This is a genomic window from Streptomyces sp. NPDC043867 (assembly GCF_056435845.1).
In genome coordinates, this window is sequence record NZ_JBWKDS010000006.1 from 203384 (window position 1) to 221902 (window position 18519).

Annotated in this window: 19 protein-coding genes and 1 pseudogene; 11 read left to right on the forward strand and 9 right to left on the reverse strand. The window is 69.5% G+C overall.

The annotated features are described in order from the left end of the window. The first annotated feature begins 379 nt into the window (after window positions 1-379). Window positions 380-700, forward strand: coding sequence for a hypothetical protein (locus AC069T_RS08600; RefSeq protein ID WP_478782014.1), 321 nt, complete (start codon window positions 380-382; stop codon window positions 698-700). Window positions 701-784: 84 nt separating this feature from the next. Further along, a complete protein-coding gene (locus tag AC069T_RS08605) occupies window positions 785-1801 on the forward strand; it encodes a hypothetical protein (RefSeq protein ID WP_478782015.1) in 1017 nt (338 codons plus the stop codon). 318 nt (window positions 1802-2119) lie between these two features. Here the strand turns inward: AC069T_RS08605 and AC069T_RS08610 are convergent, their stop codons facing one another. The 3 genes and pseudogenes from AC069T_RS08610 to AC069T_RS08620 form a co-directional block, all read right to left on the reverse strand. Then, window positions 2120-3328, reverse strand: coding sequence for an IS701 family transposase (locus tag AC069T_RS08610; RefSeq protein ID WP_478782016.1), 1209 nt, complete (start codon window positions 3326-3328; stop codon window positions 2120-2122). Window positions 3329-3521: 193 nt separating this feature from the next. Then, a pseudogene (locus tag AC069T_RS08615) lies at window positions 3522-4120 on the reverse strand (restriction endonuclease). Window positions 4121-4283: 163 nt separating this feature from the next. Next, window positions 4284-4478, reverse strand: coding sequence for a hypothetical protein (locus AC069T_RS08620; protein WP_478782017.1), 195 nt, complete (start codon window positions 4476-4478; stop codon window positions 4284-4286). 667 nt (window positions 4479-5145) lie between these two features. Between AC069T_RS08620 and AC069T_RS08625 the strand changes: the two genes are divergently transcribed. Then, window positions 5146-5958: a S1 family peptidase gene (locus AC069T_RS08625; protein ID WP_478782018.1), complete on the forward strand. Its 813-nt coding sequence runs from the start codon at window positions 5146-5148 to the stop codon at window positions 5956-5958. A gap of 64 nt (window positions 5959-6022) precedes the next feature. Here the strand turns inward: AC069T_RS08625 and AC069T_RS08630 are convergent, their stop codons facing one another. Both AC069T_RS08630 and AC069T_RS08635 read right to left on the reverse strand, forming a co-directional pair. Further along, entirely contained in the window at window positions 6023-6376 is a 354-nt protein-coding gene (locus tag AC069T_RS08630; protein ID WP_478782019.1) for a hypothetical protein, read from the reverse strand. 167 nt (window positions 6377-6543) lie between these two features. Continuing rightward, window positions 6544-7239: a hypothetical protein gene (locus tag AC069T_RS08635; RefSeq protein WP_478782020.1), complete on the reverse strand. Its 696-nt coding sequence runs from the start codon at window positions 7237-7239 to the stop codon at window positions 6544-6546. Between the two features lie 118 nt (window positions 7240-7357). On the opposite strand from AC069T_RS08635, the gene AC069T_RS08640 reads away from it, so the two are divergent. The 5 genes from AC069T_RS08640 to AC069T_RS08660 all read left to right on the forward strand — a co-directional run bounded on the left by AC069T_RS08640 (window position 7358) and on the right by AC069T_RS08660 (window position 12583). Then, window positions 7358-8008, forward strand: coding sequence for a TetR/AcrR family transcriptional regulator (locus AC069T_RS08640; RefSeq protein WP_478782021.1), 651 nt, complete (start codon window positions 7358-7360; stop codon window positions 8006-8008). A 717-nt stretch (window positions 8009-8725) separates the two neighbouring features. Next, complete coding sequence (locus AC069T_RS08645; RefSeq protein WP_478782022.1) at window positions 8726-10153, forward strand: aldehyde dehydrogenase family protein; 1428 nt, start codon at window positions 8726-8728, stop codon at window positions 10151-10153. A 129-nt stretch (window positions 10154-10282) separates the two neighbouring features. Further along, window positions 10283-11131 carry an oxidoreductase gene (locus tag AC069T_RS08650; RefSeq protein WP_478782023.1) on the forward strand — a complete coding sequence of 283 codons (849 nt, stop codon included), beginning with the start codon at window positions 10283-10285 and terminating at the stop codon, window positions 11129-11131. 116 nt (window positions 11132-11247) lie between these two features. Next, the gene (locus AC069T_RS08655) at window positions 11248-12114 is read left to right on the forward strand and encodes a helix-turn-helix domain-containing protein (protein ID WP_478782024.1); all 867 of its coding nucleotides are present in this window, start codon (window positions 11248-11250) and stop codon (window positions 12112-12114) included. A gap of 52 nt (window positions 12115-12166) precedes the next feature. Beyond that, window positions 12167-12583 (forward strand): MerR family transcriptional regulator, encoded by a 417-nt coding sequence (locus AC069T_RS08660; RefSeq protein WP_478782025.1) that lies wholly within the window; start codon window positions 12167-12169, stop codon window positions 12581-12583. A 55-nt stretch (window positions 12584-12638) separates the two neighbouring features. Here AC069T_RS08660 and AC069T_RS08665 read toward each other — a convergent pair whose 3' ends face one another. Continuing rightward, window positions 12639-13481, reverse strand: coding sequence for a helix-turn-helix transcriptional regulator (locus AC069T_RS08665; RefSeq protein ID WP_478782026.1), 843 nt, complete (start codon window positions 13479-13481; stop codon window positions 12639-12641). A gap of 125 nt (window positions 13482-13606) precedes the next feature. Between AC069T_RS08665 and AC069T_RS08670 the strand changes: the two genes are divergently transcribed. Beyond that, window positions 13607-13900 carry an Atu4866 domain-containing protein gene (locus AC069T_RS08670; RefSeq protein ID WP_478782094.1) on the forward strand — a complete coding sequence of 98 codons (294 nt, stop codon included), beginning with the start codon at window positions 13607-13609 and terminating at the stop codon, window positions 13898-13900. Next, entirely contained in the window at window positions 13897-14754 is an 858-nt protein-coding gene (locus AC069T_RS08675; protein WP_478782027.1) for an oxidoreductase, read from the forward strand. Before AC069T_RS08670 ends, AC069T_RS08675 begins: the two co-directional genes overlap by 4 nt. A 74-nt stretch (window positions 14755-14828) precedes the next feature. On the opposite strand, the gene AC069T_RS08680 is transcribed toward AC069T_RS08675, so the two are convergent. Continuing rightward, a complete protein-coding gene (locus AC069T_RS08680; protein WP_478782028.1) occupies window positions 14829-15479 on the reverse strand; it encodes a TetR/AcrR family transcriptional regulator in 651 nt (216 codons plus the stop codon). A gap of 70 nt (window positions 15480-15549) precedes the next feature. Between AC069T_RS08680 and AC069T_RS08685 the strand changes: the two genes are divergently transcribed. Next, a complete protein-coding gene (locus tag AC069T_RS08685; protein WP_478782029.1) occupies window positions 15550-16332 on the forward strand; it encodes an MBL fold metallo-hydrolase in 783 nt (260 codons plus the stop codon). A gap of 307 nt (window positions 16333-16639) precedes the next feature. On the opposite strand, the gene AC069T_RS08690 is transcribed toward AC069T_RS08685, so the two are convergent. Together AC069T_RS08690 and AC069T_RS08695 are read right to left on the reverse strand one after the other, a co-directional pair. Next, a complete protein-coding gene (locus AC069T_RS08690; RefSeq protein ID WP_478782030.1) occupies window positions 16640-18067 on the reverse strand; it encodes a hypothetical protein in 1428 nt (475 codons plus the stop codon). After that, entirely contained in the window at window positions 18064-18516 is a 453-nt protein-coding gene (locus AC069T_RS08695; RefSeq protein ID WP_478782031.1) for a hypothetical protein, read from the reverse strand. Before AC069T_RS08695 ends, AC069T_RS08690 begins: the two co-directional genes overlap by 4 nt. Window positions 18517-18519 lie beyond the last annotated feature (3 nt).

Consider the following 18519-nt stretch of genomic DNA (forward strand, 5'->3'; position numbering starts at 1 on the left):
CCCGTCGGGGTGACCGGCTGGCGCACCAGTGTGACGATTCGGGCCCGAAGCCCTGCTGGCGCGCCATGGACAGGATGAGGGCAGCCGACGTACCGCCGGCGCAAGACACGATCAACGGTCCCTCCGATGGCGCAAGGGGACGGGCGAAGGCACGCCGTGAGACGGCGGGCACGCGACGTCGCCTTTCGGGCGCTCTGCCCGGCCACAACACCTTTCCACCGGCTGTCCGAGAGGGGAACGTCGTGTATTCGGCCAGCCTGGGCAGAAGCTGGCCTGATCAAACGCCCGGTCGGGGCTGGAGGGCCCGAATGCCCGAGGCGCGTTGCTTGTAGGGTTCGGTCCTGACTGGATCATGGCAATCACGAGGGGGCGGCGGATCATGCGAGCGCGTACGGCGGTGGCCGGGGCACTGGTGCTGACGGTGCTGACGGGCTGTTCGGGCTCAGGGTCGGACTCCGGCTCGTCCAAGAATGGCGGTGCGGGGCCGCTTGATCGCTCGGAACCGCTGGTCAAGCTGAGCGTGCCGGCCGCCTATGACGCGGCGAAGGGCTGGGACGAGAAGCTGTCGTGGGTTCCGCAGTCGGTGACGACCCTGCCGGTGACGGCCGTTCCGGGCACGCAGACGGTGGCGGTGATGCAGGTGGCGTCCAATGGCTACACGGTCACCGCGCGGTCGGGCAGCAGCGGCAAGGTTGCCTAGCGTTCCGCGCCGTGGAACCCGCCCACACCCGTCGATGGCGCCCAGGGCGACAGCTCGACCGGCGAGGCCGCCGAGATTCCCGATGTGATGGGCTTCGAGCAGGACGGCCAGCGTTACGTCGTCGCGTACGCGCATGGCATGCGCGACAAGGACGATCTCCACGAGGGCGTCGAGGTGGTACGCCTGGCCCTCTACCCGGCCGACGCTTCGGGGTCCTCGGTCAAGCCGGTGCGGGAGATCGACGTCCCCGTCTCCGCAGACCCCGGCGAGATCAGCGTGCAGGCATCGGGCGGCAGGCTGCTCGTGGCCTGGGGAGAGGACGGTGCGTTCCCGCGCTGGTCGGCCGCGGTGGATGCCGCCACGGGCAAGAGCACTGTCTACGAGGACGCCAACAAGCTCCTGCCGCAGTGCGAGAAGGCGGCCGCCTGTAACAGCAGCCGCGTCATGGCCGCCACCGGCGACGGGCCGCTGGTCGGCATGGGCGGCGGAGGCTTCGGCATCCCGGGGAAGTGGTTCAGCGACTCCATCCGGCCCAAGCAGGTGAACGCCACCACCGGCATCCTCGACTCGTGGAACGGCACCGTCTACGCCGCCGCCCGCGGTCACGTGCTGGCCGGCTGGAACACCGGCGGCCGGTACGGCCGGGACGACGACGCTGTGTGGTCCGTGCACGATCTGCGCACCGGCACGCTCACCGCCCAGGTCGTCTGCGACTACGACATCCCCGACGAGACCAGCTCCAGCCGCGACTTCCCCGTCATCACCTCGCCCGACGGGCGCTACCTGGCCGCAGGTCCCCTCGCCTTCGACCTGGAGACCAAGCGGGGCATCTGCCTGCAGGGAGACGGGAACCGCAAGACCGTCGTCCTGGCCTCCATCCGCGACGACGGCACCGCGTACGGCGCAGTCCGCGACGACTCGATCGGCAGCGACACCGAACCCGTCCCGGCCCAGGTCAACCTCCGGACCGTCACCGGGGACCCGAAGGTGCTCGGCGTCGGCACGGAGCTCCCCTACCTGACCACACCGGACGGGTCCGGACTGTTCATCACCCGCAACCCGGACAAGGACGTCGTCGCCTCGGTGCGCGCCGGCCGCTGACCGGCTTGACGGGCTGACGCCGATGGCCTCGCCATCGGCGTCACGCCCAGGGTGACTACGTCCCGGAAGAGAAGCGCCGGAAGTGAGCTCCAAGACCTACACCCGCGACCGCCAGCCCCTGATCGACAGCCGCAACGGCTTCCGCCAGTTCGCCTTCGACTGACGCGGGGGCCGGCACGTCGGGCCCAGACGCGGCCATAGTAGGACTTTGTTAGGTGGTGTCGTAGGGCTGCCAGGGTGCGGGTTGGTGGCAGGTCGGGCAGCGTCCTGACCAGGTGGCCAGCATCTGCTGGAGTTGGGTGAGGGCCTGGTAGAGGGTCAGGCCCCGGCAGGGACTTTTGGGTCGGTGCGCTGTTCGGTCAGGAACAGGTGGGCCGCGGTCACCAGGGTGACGTGGCGGTGCCAGCCGTCCCAGGACCGGCCTTCGAAATGGTCGAGTCCAAGGGCGGTCTTCAGTTCGCGGTAGTCGTGCTCGATGCGCCACCGGGTCTTGGCGAGGCGGACCAGGACACGGGGCGGCAGGTCGGCGGGCAGGTTGGAGAGCCAGTACTTGACCGGCTCCTCGGCGTCCGTCGGCCATTGGGCGATCAGCCAGCGCAGGCCGATGGTGCCGTCGTGGTCGGGTTTGGGGCGACGCCCGGCCGGACGGACGCGAAGGAACACGAACCGGGCCCGCATCCAGCCCCTCGAGCCCCGTCGCCAGGGGACGGTGACGGCCTGTCCATGGCCTGCGGCCAGCACGTGCTCGCGCAGGCTGACCGGACGGGCCCGGTAGCGCGGCAGCGGCCGCGGGCCCAGCCCGCCGTAGGGCAGAGTGACCGGTTCGATATCCGCCGGGTAGGCCGTCAACTCGCCCTTGACCTGTAGCACATAGGCCAGCTGCCGCTGCTCCAGCCCGATGCGGAAGGAGGCGTTGCTGCCGTATGCGGCGTCGGCGGCCACGACCGGGGGCCGCAGGCCGAGCCCGGCCAGGTCATCGAGCATCTCCAACGCCAGCTGCCACTTGGGCCGGTGATGCATGTCGGGCGGGATGCGGCAGTGCCGGCGCCGCCCGGCGGCATCAGGTCCGTCCCAGCTCGCGGGCATGAACAGCCGCCAGGCCAGTGGGCACGACGCAGTGTCGGTGGCCGCGTGCACGCTCACCGCCACCTGGCAGTTGGCGGTCTTGCCCAGCGGCGGGCAGTACTGCGCGGCCACCGCGGGCGACAGGTCACCGTCCTTGGGAAAGCCGGTGTCGTCCACCACCCAGACCTCCGGCCGTACCACCGCCACCGCTCGGCGGGCCAGCCACTGCCCAACCGCGGCAATGGGCCAGGTCGACGACGTGACGAACTGCTGCAGCCGCTGGTGATCGACGCCGAGCCGGCGGGCCATCGGCTGCATCGACTTACGCCGCCCGTCCAGGAGCAGGCCCCGCAAATACAGCCCGCCCTTCGCCCGCTGGTCCGACCGCACCAGCGGCGCGAACACCTCCGCCGCAAAATCCTCCAGCCGGTCACGGCACCCGGCAAGCTCCTCCGGAGTCATACCCCCAGCGAACTACCAACTCCAGAACCTGACCAGCCACCTAACAAAGTCCTAATAGTCCCCTCCTGGTTGATCGGACTGCCCCCGTTCATGGCTCTGGTCCGGGGTCGCCTGTGGCCCTACCGATCACGTCACCGGCTCATCTTCGGTCTGGCCGCTGGCTGCACGGTGCTGCCGTGACCGGGCATGACGGTCAGGCAGAAGGGCGCCGCCTGGTGCCGCCGCCGCTTCCGTTCAGCGGGATCAGGGTTTCCAGATGAGCGCCCTTGACCCAGGATCCCAGCAGGTCGCGGTGCAGGGCCACGATGTCCTGGCGCAGCGCCAGGCCCAGTGCGTCCCTCGTGAACGAGCGGCAGGTGGTGACGAACAAGGCGACGTCCGCGCCGTGTTCGAGGCGGGCGGTGCCGACGAACTTCTGCATGTCCGCGAGCCCACGCTTCGGTGCGGGGCGTACTTTTTCGCCTGGACGACCAGTTTGCGGCCGTCTGCCAGGTAGCCGACGACATCCGCGCCCAGGTCGCCGCTCTTACCGCTGATGACGACGTCTCGGCAGCCGTCCCGCCGGCACAGATCGGCGACGTACTTCTCGAATTCCTGCCACGACAACGCGTCGACCTCTGCCATCGACAACTCCCGCGCCCTGGCCTCTTCCTGCGCCCGCCACGCGCGGTCCTGGCCGACCGCGCGACGGTGCGCCTGCAGCAGCGCCCAGCCGACGCCACCCACCGCGGCCGCGGCGAGCACGGCCACCAGGACGGGCCACACCAGCGACCAGTGCCTGGCCCCCCACATCACGGCGGCCACCGCCACCAGCGCACCCCAGCCCTGCAGTTGCCTGAGCGTCTTCTTCTTCAAGCGCCGACGTCGTCGACGTGCCGCCATCAGTTCCCCGCTCCCAGATCCGTCCCACAGTGCGCATCGATAGACGTCGTCCGACCCAAATGGGTGCCGGGGTTCAACGGCTGGCCTGGGTGACGCCGCTCGCGAGCTGTCCCAAGATGTTCAAGATTCCCTGGCCCGCCGGGGTGGGTGCGATCAGGACGCCCAGCGCCAGGACTATGACGACCGTCAGCTTCTCGTCGAAGCGGCTCCGGGCCTCCGTACGCCGCCGCAGCCTCCAGACGACGATGACTGCGAGCAGCAGCGTCACGTTGATGGTTAATCAACCGTCCCGAACCTCCCCCTATACGACCGGCCATCACTACGCGGGGACGGCAGTTCGTCACCCCAACCTCCTTATGTAGCCGGGCGTTGGTGATGTTAGAGGTGGGTTGCCGACGAATGGCACGAAGCCATCGGACCTGGCCGGATACCGCACGCCCGCGCCGCCCCCGCGGACTTGCCTGCCCCGGTCGTTCGCTGAGCGGCTGCAGCCATTGCCTGGGGCGCGGCGGACAGGGCGAACGAAGAACGCGGCCGTCTCATCGCACAGCGCACACCCGTGGCACTGGCAGGCGATGCGCACCGGCCCTCATCGCCCTACCTTTACGACGCCCATCCCCGGATGAACTCGTGAGGATGCTGCTGCAGTGCGCGCTCAGGCGGTTGCTGCTTCAACGGGGCGGTGGCGGGGCGCATGCCGCGCCGGTCGGCGAGGAGCGCGAGGGTGATGCCGATACCGGTCCAGAGCGCCAGGGTGAGGTCCGGGCGTTCGGCGCCGGAGCCGTCGATGAAGGCGTTGGCGCGCAGGAGGTTGGCGTAGGCGCCCGGGTGGGGAGGGTTGAGGAGCTCGCCGAGGGTGGGCCCAGCCAGTGGGGTCCGGTGGCAAGTCTGTGAATCGCCGCCGCAAGGAAAGCGATAACAGAGAGGGATAAGTCATGAATCAACTGAAGAAGATCCGACAACGAACCGAGGGGGCTCTGCCGGCCCTCACTTTGGTATTGGTGAGTATCACCTCTGCCGCGGCAGCGATCTTCGAGCTTCAAACTTGGGTGGCCATCGCTGCGGTGGTCGCCGCCATGCTGAGTGGAGCTCAAGTCATCCACAGATCGGCTGTAGTCCCGTGGCGCATGAAGTCGGCGAATAATTCTGTTGCGCGCGTCTACATCGGATCCTCTGAGGTCTCCCGACGGATGGGTAACGCTGTTCAGATCGGCCCAAGACGTTGGGTGACAGCGTCGCATGTGGTGCCCCCTGACGGCCACCCGCTTCGCCGCCGTCAGGTCGTCCACGATCTGGCATCTGCAGGCGAGACTTTGTTCAAACTGAAGCTCGGTGACACGTTCTCCCGGGCGCGAGTGACCTACCGTGACGAGGGGCTTGACCTGGCCGTCATGGAAACCGACGATGACTGGCCTTGGCTGGTCAGAACCTCCATGGATTCCCCCGAGCCAGGGACCCCAGTGAAAGTGGTGGGTTGGACGGATGAAGGAGACCACGGAAGAGACATCCGATTGATGCAGGACTACACAGTCCAAGGCTCAACCGAAAATTCCCTGATTACGCTGGTGGGCGACACACCTCCCTGGGGGTTCAGCGGTGCAGCAGTCACAGATGTCAGCACCGGGAGAGTGGTGGGGATCATTTTGGCCTTCATGTCAGGAGAAGCTAATTCCCGTCTCGGAGCGCCTCGGCCTGATGAGACACATGCGATTCCGCTGTCCTGCATCCCCTCCGAGCACCTGCGGTAGGTGGCTACTCCACCGCATGCATCGAGCACTGCCAGAATCGCACCAGAAGCCGGGCCGCCGAGAATTACAGACTTGCATTTGCGTCAGATATATCATCCATGTCGGCAGACCTGTGCTTCAGGATGCCAACGCGGTGAGCGGTGATGTCGAGGCCGCCGGCTATGGCCCGGTCCTTGACCGCATCGTGGAGGGCGGCGGGGTTCGGGTAAAGGCGGATGTCCCAGGTGTCGCCGTCGGCGCTGTGCCGCAACATTGTGGTGCCCTCTTCGGGGCCCGTGACGCCGGTGGGGACGCGATGCGGGCCGCTGTGGAGCGAGGGCAGCGTGAAGGCGCACAGCATGGTGGTGATCAGGGCTGCCGGGCCGAGTGCAACCAGAGCCAGCTTGCGTCCCGTGGCGGACAGGGTGCGCTTGAACATCCTGGGTCTTTCGCTTCTTCTCGTCGCAGGGCGCGAAGAGGGCTTTGTTCGTTGTCCGCCGCGTCACTGGAGGCGGGCCGTACGGCTGTGCGGGCCGGATGCGGGTGGGAGGCCCGACGGCTTCGGGGTGCCGGACGCCGGGGTGGCCCGGCGTCCGGCAGGGGGTCTCAGGCGCGGGCGGCCGCGGCGGCGACGATCCAGTTCCGGAACTCGACGGCGTAGTGCCGCAGGTGGTGCTCCAGAACCTCGTCCGGGCAGGTGATGGGGAGGTAGACCGTCAGGTTCGCGGTGAAGCCGTCGGCGGTGTCGCCGAACTGGATCAGGGCCCGTCCGACGACGGTGCCGTCGGCCAGGAAGAGGTTCGAGGACATCTTGTGCGGGAAATCCGCCTCCGGGAGGAGCTCGGCCGCGTCCTTGGCCCAGTCCAGCGCGTCGGTGCCCCAGCCGCCCATGTAGAAGGAGGCGACGTGGGGACCGATGTTCTCCACCACCCGCGCGCCGGTCTCGTCGGTGCCCATCACGTAGTGCTCGGGGTGCGCCGCGAGAAGCGGTTTCTCCTCGCCGGTGAACGCCTTGTCCATCCAGGCCAGGAACTCACCCGAGGTCAGGCCCGTCGCCGCGAGCACGGTGGTGCCGCCCTTGAAGGCGCCGCCGGAGGTGCGGGCGCTCTCGCGCAGGAAGGCGTTGCCCTCCTCGATGTCTTCGGCCAGGAGGTCGAGGAGCCCCTGGCGGCCCAGCAGCGTACGGAAGCGGTCGACTGCGCGGCGGGCGTAGAAGAGCTCGAAGTCGTCGATGCTCCCGGCACCGGCGGGCCCGGACTCGAGCGTCACGGTGACGGGCGGAGAAGTCTGGTTTTCGGTCATGGTCGAACCTCCGATAGAATGCGAATGTGAATTCACGTTCGCATCATGGAGGGTACGCCGAGGAGTGCGCCAGTTGTCAAAAGATCCTGTCGAGAGCGCCGCGGATACCATTCCCGGCATGACCGAGGAGCCGCAGCGCCCGGCGGCCTACCGCGAGCCCCGGCAGGCCCGTAGCGCCGCGACCCTGGCCCGTGTGCTGCGGGCGGCCGAGGAGATCGCCTCCACGGCCGGCCTGGAGGAGATGACGATCGCCGGTGTCGCCCAGCGGGCCGGCGTCGCCGTGGGTACGATCTATCGCCGCTTCAAGGACAAGGAACAGCTGATCAGCGCCCTGACCGAGCGGATGCTGGAACGCCGCGAGGAGTTTGTGGCCGAGCAACTTCGCGCGGCCGAGCCCTCACTCTCAGGCGTCATGGACGCCTACGCGCACGCCCTGCTGCAGTCCTTCGCCGACAGCAGCAGCCTCTTCCCCGAGCTGCTGCGCACGCGCCAGGCCAGGTCACTGGAGCGCGGGGCCCGCACCATCACCGAACTCCACCGCCTCCTGCTCGAAGCAGCCGAGCCCTACGTCCACCAGATCCGGCGCTCCGAGCCCCAGCAGGCACTCGACACGGCGGCCCGTGCCATCCTCGGCGCCTGCTTCCACAACTCCGTACGCCCCGACGCCGTCACCGGAGAAGCGGCCAGACGCCGGTACGCCGACGAGCTCGGCGACATGGCGATCGCCTACCTCCTCACCCCAATCCGGCGCCGTAACGCCGAGGCCTGAGTTAGGCGCTGCCGCAGGGCTCTCCGCCGCCAGAGGTCGCCTGCACTCTTCGGCGAGTTCGGCTGTGTCCGGGGCGCGCAGTGGCCGCAGAACGTCGGCGGCCGGAAGGGGAGGAGCGGTAGCGCCCCGCCACGTCCAGTTCCTGTGCTCGGGGAGAGAGCCGGGCGATATCCCTGCAGAGACATCCCATTTCTTATGCACCTCGGCGATGCCTCAGTGGGACCCGGTGGTCCAGCGCGACAACTCCGTCCTCGCCTGGATCGACAAGGACGGCGATACCCCGGCTGGTACCGGCGAGGACAGATCGCCCCCGGTGAACAGGCCCGCTTCGGCGACATGAACGACAACGACCGCATGTGGACGACTACCTCGTCCTGAAGCCCGACGGCGCCCTGTACGCCTGGCAGAACAACTGCGGCGACCCCGCCTGATCCACCGGTCCTCACCACCCGGGCCGGCGAACGCATACGGACGAGGGGGCCGCGCCGCGTGGCGGCCGCCTCGTCCGGGGTTCCTGCTCAAACTGCCGTGCACGCGGAGGCTGATCGTCGTCACGGGGCGCCCGCGGCTGGTACGGGCTTTCCTACCCACCTATTGCCTGGGAGAAGGTGTCCCTGGAGGGCTCCGCGGTGTGGCTCCACGATGGGGGAACGAACAGGGCACGGAGCGCCGGACAACGGGTTCACGGTACGGCCCTGTTTCTTTCACCGAGAGCTGATGATCATGCGCGAGCACAACGACCTGTACATCGACGGCGCCTGGCGCGCCCCACTCCAGGGCTCGGTCCTGGAGCTGACGGACCCGGCGACGGGGGAGGTCACCGGCCGGGTGGCACTGGGGGGTGAGGCCGACGTCGACGCCGCCGTCGCCGCGGCCGAGCGCGCGTTCGTGGCGTACTCGCGGACCGCCCCGCAGGAGCGCATCGCACTGCTGGAGCGGATCCTGGTCGAGTTCGACCGCCGGGCCGAGGATCTGGCGCAGGCGGTCACCGCGGAGCTCGCCGCCCCGCTGTCACTGGCCCGCGGTGCGCACGTGCCGACCGGGCGGGTGCAGATCGCCACGGCCATCGAGGTCCTGAAGACGTACGCATTCACCGAGATGCGCGGAGAGACCGAGATCCGCAAAGAGGCGCTGGGGGTGGCGGGTCTGATCACGCCGTGGAACTTCCCCGTCCTGCAGCCTGTGGGCAAGACGATCTCGGCGCTCGCCGCCGGCTGCACCGTGGTCCTGAAGCCGGCCCAGCTCACTCCGTACTCTGCGATCATCCTGGCCGAGATCATGGACGCCGCAGGCGTTCCGGCCGGTGTGTTCAACCTGGTCAATGGTTGCGGTTCGGTCATCGGCGGCACGCTGAGTGCACACCCTGGGGTCGGGATCGTCTCCTTCACCTGCTCCGCCGCTGCGGCCGAGCAGGTCGCGGTCGCAGCGGCGCCGGCGGTCAAGCGCGTCACCTCTGAGCTCGGCGGGAAGTCCCCGCACATTCTGCTGCCGGACGCCGATCTGGACGTTGCGGTGAGTACGGCCATGACGTGGCTGATGTCGATGACCGGTCAGCTGTGCAGTGCCCCGTCCCGCACTCTGGTGCCCCGGGAGCGGCTGGAGGAGTTTCTGTCGGTCCTAGTCCCGGCGGTGGAAGCGCTGAAGCTGGGGGATCCGAGCGCTGAGGACACGACGATGGGTCCGCTGATCTCGGCCGAGCAGTGGAACACCGTGCAGGGCTACATCCGCCAGGGCCTGGATGCGGGGGCGCGCCTGGTGACGGGCGGGCTGGGGAAGCCGGTCGGTCTGGAGGCGGGGCACTTCGTGAGGCCGACGGTGTTCGCCGATGTCGACAACTCCATGGCCATCGCCCGGGAGGAGATCTTCGGCCCGGTGATGTCGGTGATCGCCTACGACAGTGTCGAGGAAGCCGTCGCGATCGCCAATGACACCCCGTTCGGTCTCGCCGCGTACGTGACCAGCGCAGACCCGCAGGCGGCGCGTGCGGTCGCGGAGCAGATGCGGGCCGGGTACGTGCTGATCAACGATGCGGAGTTCGACTGGTCGGCGCCGTGGGGGGGCTACAAGCAGTCCGGCAACGGCCGCGAGTTCGGTGCCGACGGTATGACGGAGTACCTGGAGACCAAGGTCATCCGCAGCAGCTGAAGAGGACCGGGCGCGCGGGCGTGGGGCGGTTGTTCCTATGGAAATCCTTCCCTGGATGACGCCGCGCGCCCCGGCCAGCATGGACATCACCTTCGGGGACACGGCGTCCCCGCGTTTCGAGGAGTCAGCATGACCACGTGGTTCATCACCGGCGCGTCCCGCGGTTTCGGCCTGCAGATCGCCCGCCAGGCGCTCGACCGCGGCGACAACGTCGTCGCCACCGCCCGCAAGCCCCAAGCCATCCAGGCCGCACTGCCCGGGTACGGGGGCCGGCTGCTCGCGCTGTCGCTCGACGTCACCGACGAGGCGCAAGCCCATGCTGCGGCCGCGGCTGCGGTGGAGGCGTTCGGGGGAATCGATGTGCTGGTCAACAACGCCGGGCGCGGCCTGCTCGGGGCGGTGGAGGAGTCCACGGATGCCGCAGTTCGGGCGATCTACGACACCAATGTCTTCGGTCTGCTCAACGTCTCGCGTGCGGTGCTGCCGGTGATGCGCCGGCAGCGGTCGGGCCGGGTGTTGAACTTCAGTTCGCTGGGCGGGTTCAGCAGTTCGGCGGGGTTCGGGATCTACTGCTCGACGAAGTTCGCCGTGGAGGGGATCTCCGAGGCGATGCACGCCGAGCTGGCACCCCTGGGTGTCGGAGTGACGCTGGTGGAGCCGGGCTACTTCCGTACCGACTTCCTCGACGCCACCAGCCTGCACACCGAGACCACCGTCATCGCCGACTACGCCGCCACCGCCGGCGCCGTGCGCGACGTGGTGCCCGGTCTCAACCAGGCCCAGCCCGGCGACCCGGAGAAGGGCGCCGCGGCCGTTCTGGCGCTCGCTGATGCCGAGAAGCCGCCGGTGCGTGCGCAGCTGGGCAGCGACTGTCTGGCCGAGCTCGACCGGAAGATCGGACAGCTCCAACAGGAGTCCGCCACCTGGCGTGGTCTGGCCCTGTCCACCGACCACGACGACACCCTCGCCCCGGCCTGACCGGTGCCCCGCGGTTCTTTCCCCTGGTGGTGCGGCCGTCCGGCCGCCCACCGGGGGAAGGTGCAGGGGTCTGCCCGTGTTGATGGCGGAGAGATAACCATGAGACGAGGACGGCTGTGACCGAACTGGGTGAGTACCTGCGTGCCTGCCGGGCCCGGGTGAGCGCGGAGCAGGCCGGGATCCCCTCTTCCGGCCATCGCCGGGTACCGGGCCTGCGCCGCGAGGAGCTCGCCACGCTGGCCGGTGTCAGTGTGGACTACATCGTCCGCCTGGAGCAGGGCCGGGCGAAGTCGGCTTCGCCAGAAATCCTCGTAGCGCTCGCACAGGCCCTGGACCTGAACGCGGATGAACAGGAGTACCTGCTGCGCTGCGCGGCCGACTCCACCGGCCTCACCGTCAAAGCCGGCTCCCACGCGCCCCGCGCGCAGCGGGTGTCACAGGCCACCCGGGTGCTGCTGGACAGCATGCCGGGAGTGCCCGCGCTCGTACTGGGCCGGCGGATGGACATCCTCGCGTGGAACACCCTTGGCGCCGCCCTGATCACCGACTTCGGCCAGGTGCCGGCCCCGCGCCGCAACCACATCTGGCTGTCCTTCCTCGACCCTCAGGTCCGCGCCCTGTACACGGACTGGGAGAAGGTGGCCCGCGAGTGCGTGTCCTACCTCCGGATGGATGCCGGCCGCTACCCCGAGGACGCGGCCCTGGCCCGCCTCATCGGGGAGCTGTCGATGAAGGACGCCGACTTCCGCCAGTGGTGGTCCACCCACCGCGTCCGCGCCCAGCGCTCGGGCCGCAAGGACTTCCTCCACCCCCTGGTGGGTGATATCAGTCTGGACTTCCAGGTGATGGACGTCCGCGGCACCGGGGATCAGACCCTCCTCGTCTACACGGCTGAACCCTATTCCCGCTCCGTACAGGCCCTGGCCTTCCTGGCCGGCTGGGCCACCACCGAGCACGGCCCTCCGGCAGATCCGTCCATCTGACTTTCTCCGGAAGATGTGTGTGCGTCCGCTGGTGCGGAGAGGCGGCAGGAACATGAGGATCGGTGAACTCTCCCGGCGCACGGGAGTCACGCCCCGTTTGCTCCGGTATTACGAGGAACAGGGACTGATCCATCCCGAGCGCCTGGCGAACGGCTACCGCGACTATCCGGACCGGGCGGTCGAGGACGTGCTGCGTATACGTGACCTGCTGCGTTCCGGCCTGCCGACCCGGGTCATCCGTGATGTCATGCCGTGTCCGCACGGAACCGGGATCCAGATCGGGGAACGCGAGGTCATGCTCAGCGACGCGATCCGCCTCGCGGCCCGGCTCGCGGAAACCGCCGTTGCCACCCGCCTCGACATCGCCCCCGACATGGCCCGTGTCTGGCACCTCTTCACCGGCCGCCTCCCGGCCGCGGACAAGGCCCTCGCCGACGCCGTCGCCTTCGCCCAGGAACACCTGCGCTGAGAAACTCCCGTCCAGCGCCCCGGAGCGGACGATGAACACCAGTCCGACAGCTGTGCTACCGCTCGGGCGGGGGCTCCCGGTTCCGGGTGGCGTGGAGACTGCCGAGCAGGGACAGCGCCTGGGCGCTGGGGCTTCCCGGTGCGGCGTGGTAGATCACCAGCTGCTGTCCCGGCGCTCCGCGGACGTCAAAGGTCTGGTAGGTGAGATCGAGGTGTCCGACGTCGGGGTGGAGGAGTTCCTTGCCGTCCCGGGACTTGCCGTGGACGGTGTGCGAGGACCACAGAGCGGCGAACTCCTCGCTCTCCTCGGTCAAGGTGCCGACGAGGTCGTGCAGGCGCGCATAGTGCGGGTCGAGGCCCGTGGCGTGGCGCAGTCCGGCGACCACTGCCTTCGCTGCCCGCTCCCACTGGGTGAAGAAGGTGCGGGCAGCGGGGTCGAGGAAGGTCATGCGGGCCATGTTGTCCATGGTCTCGAACGGTGCGAACAGGGCGTCGGCCAGCGCGTTGGAGGCCAGGAAGTCGTTGGCCGGGTTCAGGACGAACGCCGCGGCGTTCGCGTATCCGTCCAGCATCTGCCGCAGCGCGTTACTCACCGCCTCCCTCGGCTGCGGCCGCTCACCTTCCGGCGCGGTACCCGCCAGACGGAACATGTGCTCCCGTGCCGCATCGTCCATCAACAGCGCGCTGCTGATCGCTTCGAGGATCTGCGGTGAAGGGCTGCGCTCGCGGCCCTGCTCCAAGCGGGCGTAGTAGTCGCTGTTCATGCCGGCCAGGACGGCAACCTCCTCCCGTCGCAGCCCCGCCACCCGCCGAGCACCGTAGGAGGCCAGCCCCACGTCGTCCGGCCGTAGGCGGGCACGGTGGGCACGCAGGAAATCTCCGAGCTCGTTGCTGGTCACCCCACCAGGCTAAGCCGCTGCTCAGGCGCGTGCCTGGGTGCGCCGTAACCAGGCACGACTCGTCCTGGCACCCGTCCCCGGTACCGAACAGGCTGGTGGCCACACCCCCGATCGAGAAGGAGCGCATGGTGAAAAACCAGTCGGGCCTGCCGCCGGGATCTGCCGGACGCAGGACGGGTGACGTGGACGTGGTCGGGATGTGGGTGACCGCAGACGGACACATCCGCCAGGAACTGCGCGCCGACGGCCGCTACGACGAATCGCGCGGCACCCGCCCCAGCGCCTACACCGGCCGCTACACCGTGGCCGGCAGCCACCTCGACTACGTCGACGACACCGGCTTCACCGCCACCGGCGACATCCGCGACGGCGTGCTCTTCCACGAGCACCTCGTCCTGCACAAGGAGCATCAGGCATGACCGACACGGCCCAGACCTTCCTGGTCACCGGCGTCAGCAGCGGCCTGGGCCGCGCCTTCGCCACCGCCGCGCTGGACGCCGGCCACACCGTCGTCGGCACCGTCCGCAAGGACACCGACGCGACCGCCTTCACCGCCCTGCACCCGGAACGCGCTTACGCCCGCATCCTCGACGTCACCGACGACGAAGCAGTATTCGCCGTGGTGGGCGAGGTGGAGAGGGCCGTCGGCCCCATCGACGTGCTGATCGCGAACGCCGGCTACGGCCTGGAAGGCACCTTCGAGGAAACTTCCCTGGCCGACCTGCGCGCCCAGTTCGACGTCAACGTCTTCGGCGCCGCCGCCACCATCCAGGCCGTCCTGCCCTTCATGCGCGCACGCCGCCGCGGGCACATCCTGGCCGTCACCTCCATGGGCGGCCTGGCTTCCTTCCCCGGCGTCTCCGCCTACTGCGGCAGCAAATACGCCCTCGAAGGCATCCTCGAAGCCATCGGCAAGGAAGTCGCCCCCTTCAACATCCACGTCACCGCCATCGAGCCCGGATCCTTCCGCACCGACTGGGCGGGACGCTCGATGATCCGCGCACCGCGCGGCATCTCCGACTACGACGATCTGTTCGAGCCCATCCGCGCCGCCCGCCAGCAGGCCAGCGGCCGGCAACTCGGCGATCCGGACAGGGCAGCTGCGGCTGTCCTGCACATCCTCGACGCACCGAACCCGCCCGCTCACCTCGCCCTCGGCTCCGACGCGCTGCGTCTAATCCGCGCCGGACGCGACGCCGTCGACCATGATCTGAACACCTGGGAAGACCTCACCCTCTCCACCGACTTCACCTCATCCGACGACGCGCCGTAGTTGGCGGCACACCGGAGGGTCGGCCGAGTTCCAGGTCCAGCAGCTGGGGCCAGCCGACGCCGGCCGGGCGTGCTTCACCCAGCGTGGCCGCCGCCCAACAGGTCCGCAGCGAGCATGCCGGCCAGCCAGTTCTCGTAGGCTTCCCCGCTCCAGCCGCGGCCGGCGGTCAGCTGGGTGAACAGGTGCGGCCCGGTCAGGGCCCAGCAGGAGTCCGCTAGGCGGGCGGTGTTGACGCTCGCGGGCAAGGCGCCTTGGGCGGCGAGGTGGGCGACAAAGGCGGTCACGCCGACCCTCCGTTCCTCCTCGCTGACGGCGAGGACCTGCCCAACATCGGGACCGGCCTGGATGAGGAGGGTGAACAGGGCGGCGAGCCGTTCGTGGACACCGCGGACGAACGCGGCGTACAAGCGCAGCTTGGCCTGCACGTCGCGGGTCTCCCACACCTGTTGCAACTGGGGCCGCTGGGCCATGGCCACGGGTTCGTCGTCTCCGGCCAGCGTGACGTCCCAGAGCGCCTTGACCAGCCCCGGCTTACCGCCGAACACCTTGTAGACGGTCTCGGGAGAGACTCCCGCGCGCTCCGCCACCGCGCGGACGGTGGTGGCCTGATAGCCGTCGCGGAACAGCAGCTCCCGGCACGCCTCCAGCACCGCAGCGCGGTTACGGCGCGCGGCCTGCTGCCGGCGCACCGAGTCATACGGCCGACGTGAAACTCCTTCGGACATCCCGGTTACCTCCCCATCCATTACAGTCGACTGTATCGAATATTTGCCTGTGCCGATGCCGGAGGAACGCATGCCCCGCTCCACCCACCCCCGCCCCGACCGGCGTATCGCTGACGGCGTGGACCGCCTCGGAGACGACATCGTCAACTTCTACCTGGTCGAGGAGCCCGACGGCCTGGTCCTGATCGACGCCGGGCTGCCGGGCCACCTCGGACAGCTGCGCGAACACCTGGCCGGCTCCGGCCGCTCCCCGGCCGACATCCGGGCCGTACTCCTGACCCACGGCCACCCCGACCACACCGGCCTGGCCCATGTTCTTCACCGGGCCGGCGCCGATATCTGGGTCCACCGGCAGGACGCCGCGATCCTGCGCGACGGCCCGCGCAGCGCCCTGCGCCACGCCAAACCGGAACGCTCCATGCTGCCCTACCTGCTGCGCAGGCCCGCCGCGATCGCCACCCCGCTGCACCTCGCCCGCAACCGGGCCTTCACCGCCCCCGCCACCGCCGAGGTGCGCGTCTTCGACACCGACCGGCCGCTGGAAGAGGTCCCCGGCACACCACGGGCCATCCTCCTGCCCGGCCACACCCCGGGCAGCGCCGGATACCTGTTTCCCGAGCGCGGGCTGCTGTTCACGGGCGACGCCCTGGTCACCTACGACGGCCTGACCGGACACAGCGGCCCAACGCTGGTCTGCGGCGGCTTCACTCACGACAGCCGCACGGCCCTGGCCTCCCTCGACCGGCTGGATGAGCTGACCGGCGCGACCATGCTCCTACCCGGCCACGGCCGGCCCCTCACCGGTGCCCCTTGCGGCGCCACGCGTCAGGCACGACAGGCCGGCCTGAAGTGAACCGTGAAGGGGCGCGGCCCTCAGCGAAGCGATTCGTCTGCCCTGGTGCGCGCGGCCAAGGTCAGCGGGCCAAGGGAGGTCTGCGGGTGGTGTGCCTCGATTTGCGCGGTCTGGCAGTTCGCCGCTACGGAGCTAGGCGAAAACGTCAGCCTCCACGACAGGCCAGCCTGGAGGCCCCTACGTCCCACAAGAACCTCGCGGCCGCTCAGCGGTGGGCGGCCCACCGCCCGAGTTCCCCGCACTCCCGCATGCCCCCGTGTACGGCCCATGGGCCGTACACAGTGACGGCCCACAGGAGCCTGGATGGTCATCGTCGGACGACCGGCCCGAACGCCTCCCGTATCCCGAACTTGGTGGTCGAGACGAACTGGTCGCCCGGACCGAGGTCATACATGTAGTACTCGTAGTGGAGCACGCTCGGGCAGCTGCCGCCGCCGATCTGGACCGAGTGCGGGTCGAGGCGTTTGCCGGTGCGCAGTTCGTAGACCTTCAGGGGGATCTTGACCTTGTAGAAGGTCACTTGGTGGGGCAGGTACTTCGACGTTTTGTTCTCGTAGGAGCAGGTTTGCACGGCGGTTCCGTGCTCCGCCGCGCCAGCGCAGATTATGAGCGCGGCCTTGGCCGGGTCGCCGGTGCGCCAGGAGCCGGGGAGTTTGCCGGTGTACTCGGCGTCGCCGAGGAACAGGGCGCGGTGGGTGCCCTTGCGGTAGGGCGGGGCTCCACTGTACTTCGCCGGGTTGGAGCAGTAGCCAGCGTCGGCGCCGTGGGTGGTGTCGACCAGGCTGCGGACGTGGTCCAGTTCGATCGCCAGGGTGGCCTTGCGGACGCCGTCCCGGGCTTTGCCGGCGCGGGCGTCGTCGGGGTAAGTGTCGAGGAGCCGCTGGTAGTGGGTCCGCGCCCGCTGCCAGGCGTCCCCGGTCATCAGGTGGTCGCCGCAGCCCACCAGGGCGGCGGGTTCCGTGCGTGCCGCCGGGCTGGTGGAGCGGTCCAGGACGTCGTGGGTGGGGCTGCGGTCGCGCAGCCAGGCGGTGAGGGCGGCGGTGTCGCAGGCATCGTCGGTGGGCAGGCCGTCGAGGAAGGCGTCCAGGACCGTCCTGACGGTCTGTTCGTTTCCGGGTTCGTTGAGGACGCCGGCGAGCGTGTTGAAGCCGCGCCCCAGAGTTTCGGTGCTGCCCGTGTGCGCGGCGCGGGCCAGGGTGGCCGCCGCCGCGTCCAACCGGTGACACGCCTCCACCACCGCGTCGCCGGGCTCCACCACCGGCGCGCCCGCCAGGCGGTGGCCCCACCCCACCTCGCCCTGCGCGGCGACGGCCGTCTCGCAGTCGCCGTCCTCGCGGGCCTCGGTCACCCGCTCCTCGATGCCGTACGCGTCGGCGCGCAGCAGTGCGGCGGTCAGCACGACCGCGAGCACCAGGGCGAGTGCGCCCGCGCGCTGCCCTCGTCGTACGGCCCGCTCCGGGCGGCGACGCGCCAGGAACCAGCCGTGGGCGATGCCGGCCGCCCACCACAGCAGCAGCAGGATCTCGTACCAGGTCTCGGCGGTGGAGGCGGTGAGGTCGAGGAGCACGGCTGTGCCGAGCGCGGCGACGGCCGCGAGCCGCCACTGGCGCAGCAGCAGGTAGCCGATGCCGAGCAGCGTGGCGTTGCCGAGGGCCATCGCCCACGGGTCGGCCGGGGACTGGGGCGGCTCGGCGGGGGCCGGGGGCCGTGGCGGGTCATACGCGGGGTGGGTCATGTCGTGGCTACCCCCGCAGCCGGGGCGTGTGCCGAGAAGTACCGGCGGCCCGCCTGGCCGCTCACGGTCCACAGGGCCGCCACGTCCGCGAAGGTGATCAGGAAGGCGGCGAGGCTGGGTGCCCCGGCGGCCAGCGAGCCGAGGGAGGCGAAAGCCATCGCCAGGGCCGCGATGGACAGGCACACGATGAGCGTCACACGGACCCAGCGTCGGCGGCCTCGCGCCAGGATGACGCAGGCGGCCTGGAGTGCTGCCAGGCCCCAGCAGATCAGCGCCAGGACCCAGGCCATGGTCATCGGCATCAGCAGGTCCTGCCCGTGGTCCAGTTTGCTCTGGTTCTCGTCGATGACCGCCCAGCCGCCGAAGACGTAGCCGAGCGCGTGTCCGCCGGCCAGGACCAGGACGAAGATCAGAGACTTCGGCATACGCGTCGTCGTGAAGTCCGGCATGAC

Excerpts from the sequence above, each read along its gene's own strand:
- AC069T_RS08680 (WP_478782028.1), bottom strand. The coding sequence starts at position 15,479 with ATGTCCGAAGGAGTTTCACGTCGGCCGTATGACTCGGTGCGCCGGCAG.
- AC069T_RS08690 (WP_478782030.1), bottom strand. The coding sequence starts at position 18,067 with ATGACCCACCCCGCGTATGACCCGCCACGGCCCCCGGCCCCCGCCGAG.
- AC069T_RS08685 (WP_478782029.1), top strand. The coding sequence starts at position 15,550 with ATGCCCCGCTCCACCCACCCCCGCCCCGACCGGCGTATCGCTGACGGC.
- AC069T_RS08600 (WP_478782014.1), top strand. The coding sequence starts at position 380 with ATGCGAGCGCGTACGGCGGTGGCCGGGGCACTGGTGCTGACGGTGCTG.
- AC069T_RS08670 (WP_478782094.1), top strand. The coding sequence starts at position 13,607 with ATGGTGAAAAACCAGTCGGGCCTGCCGCCGGGATCTGCCGGACGCAGG.
- AC069T_RS08630 (WP_478782019.1), bottom strand. The coding sequence starts at position 6,376 with ATGTTCAAGCGCACCCTGTCCGCCACGGGACGCAAGCTGGCTCTGGTT.
- AC069T_RS08650 (WP_478782023.1), top strand. The coding sequence starts at position 10,283 with ATGACCACGTGGTTCATCACCGGCGCGTCCCGCGGTTTCGGCCTGCAG.
- AC069T_RS08645 (WP_478782022.1), top strand. The coding sequence starts at position 8,726 with ATGATCATGCGCGAGCACAACGACCTGTACATCGACGGCGCCTGGCGC.
- AC069T_RS08675 (WP_478782027.1), top strand. The coding sequence starts at position 13,897 with ATGACCGACACGGCCCAGACCTTCCTGGTCACCGGCGTCAGCAGCGGC.
- AC069T_RS08640 (WP_478782021.1), top strand. The coding sequence starts at position 7,358 with ATGACCGAGGAGCCGCAGCGCCCGGCGGCCTACCGCGAGCCCCGGCAG.
- AC069T_RS08625 (WP_478782018.1), top strand. The coding sequence starts at position 5,146 with ATGAATCAACTGAAGAAGATCCGACAACGAACCGAGGGGGCTCTGCCG.
- AC069T_RS08635 (WP_478782020.1), bottom strand. The coding sequence starts at position 7,239 with ATGACCGAAAACCAGACTTCTCCGCCCGTCACCGTGACGCTCGAGTCC.
- AC069T_RS08695 (WP_478782031.1), bottom strand. The coding sequence starts at position 18,516 with ATGCCGGACTTCACGACGACGCGTATGCCGAAGTCTCTGATCTTCGTC.
- AC069T_RS08660 (WP_478782025.1), top strand. The coding sequence starts at position 12,167 with ATGAGGATCGGTGAACTCTCCCGGCGCACGGGAGTCACGCCCCGTTTG.
- AC069T_RS08610 (WP_478782016.1), bottom strand. The coding sequence starts at position 3,328 with ATGACTCCGGAGGAGCTTGCCGGGTGCCGTGACCGGCTGGAGGATTTT.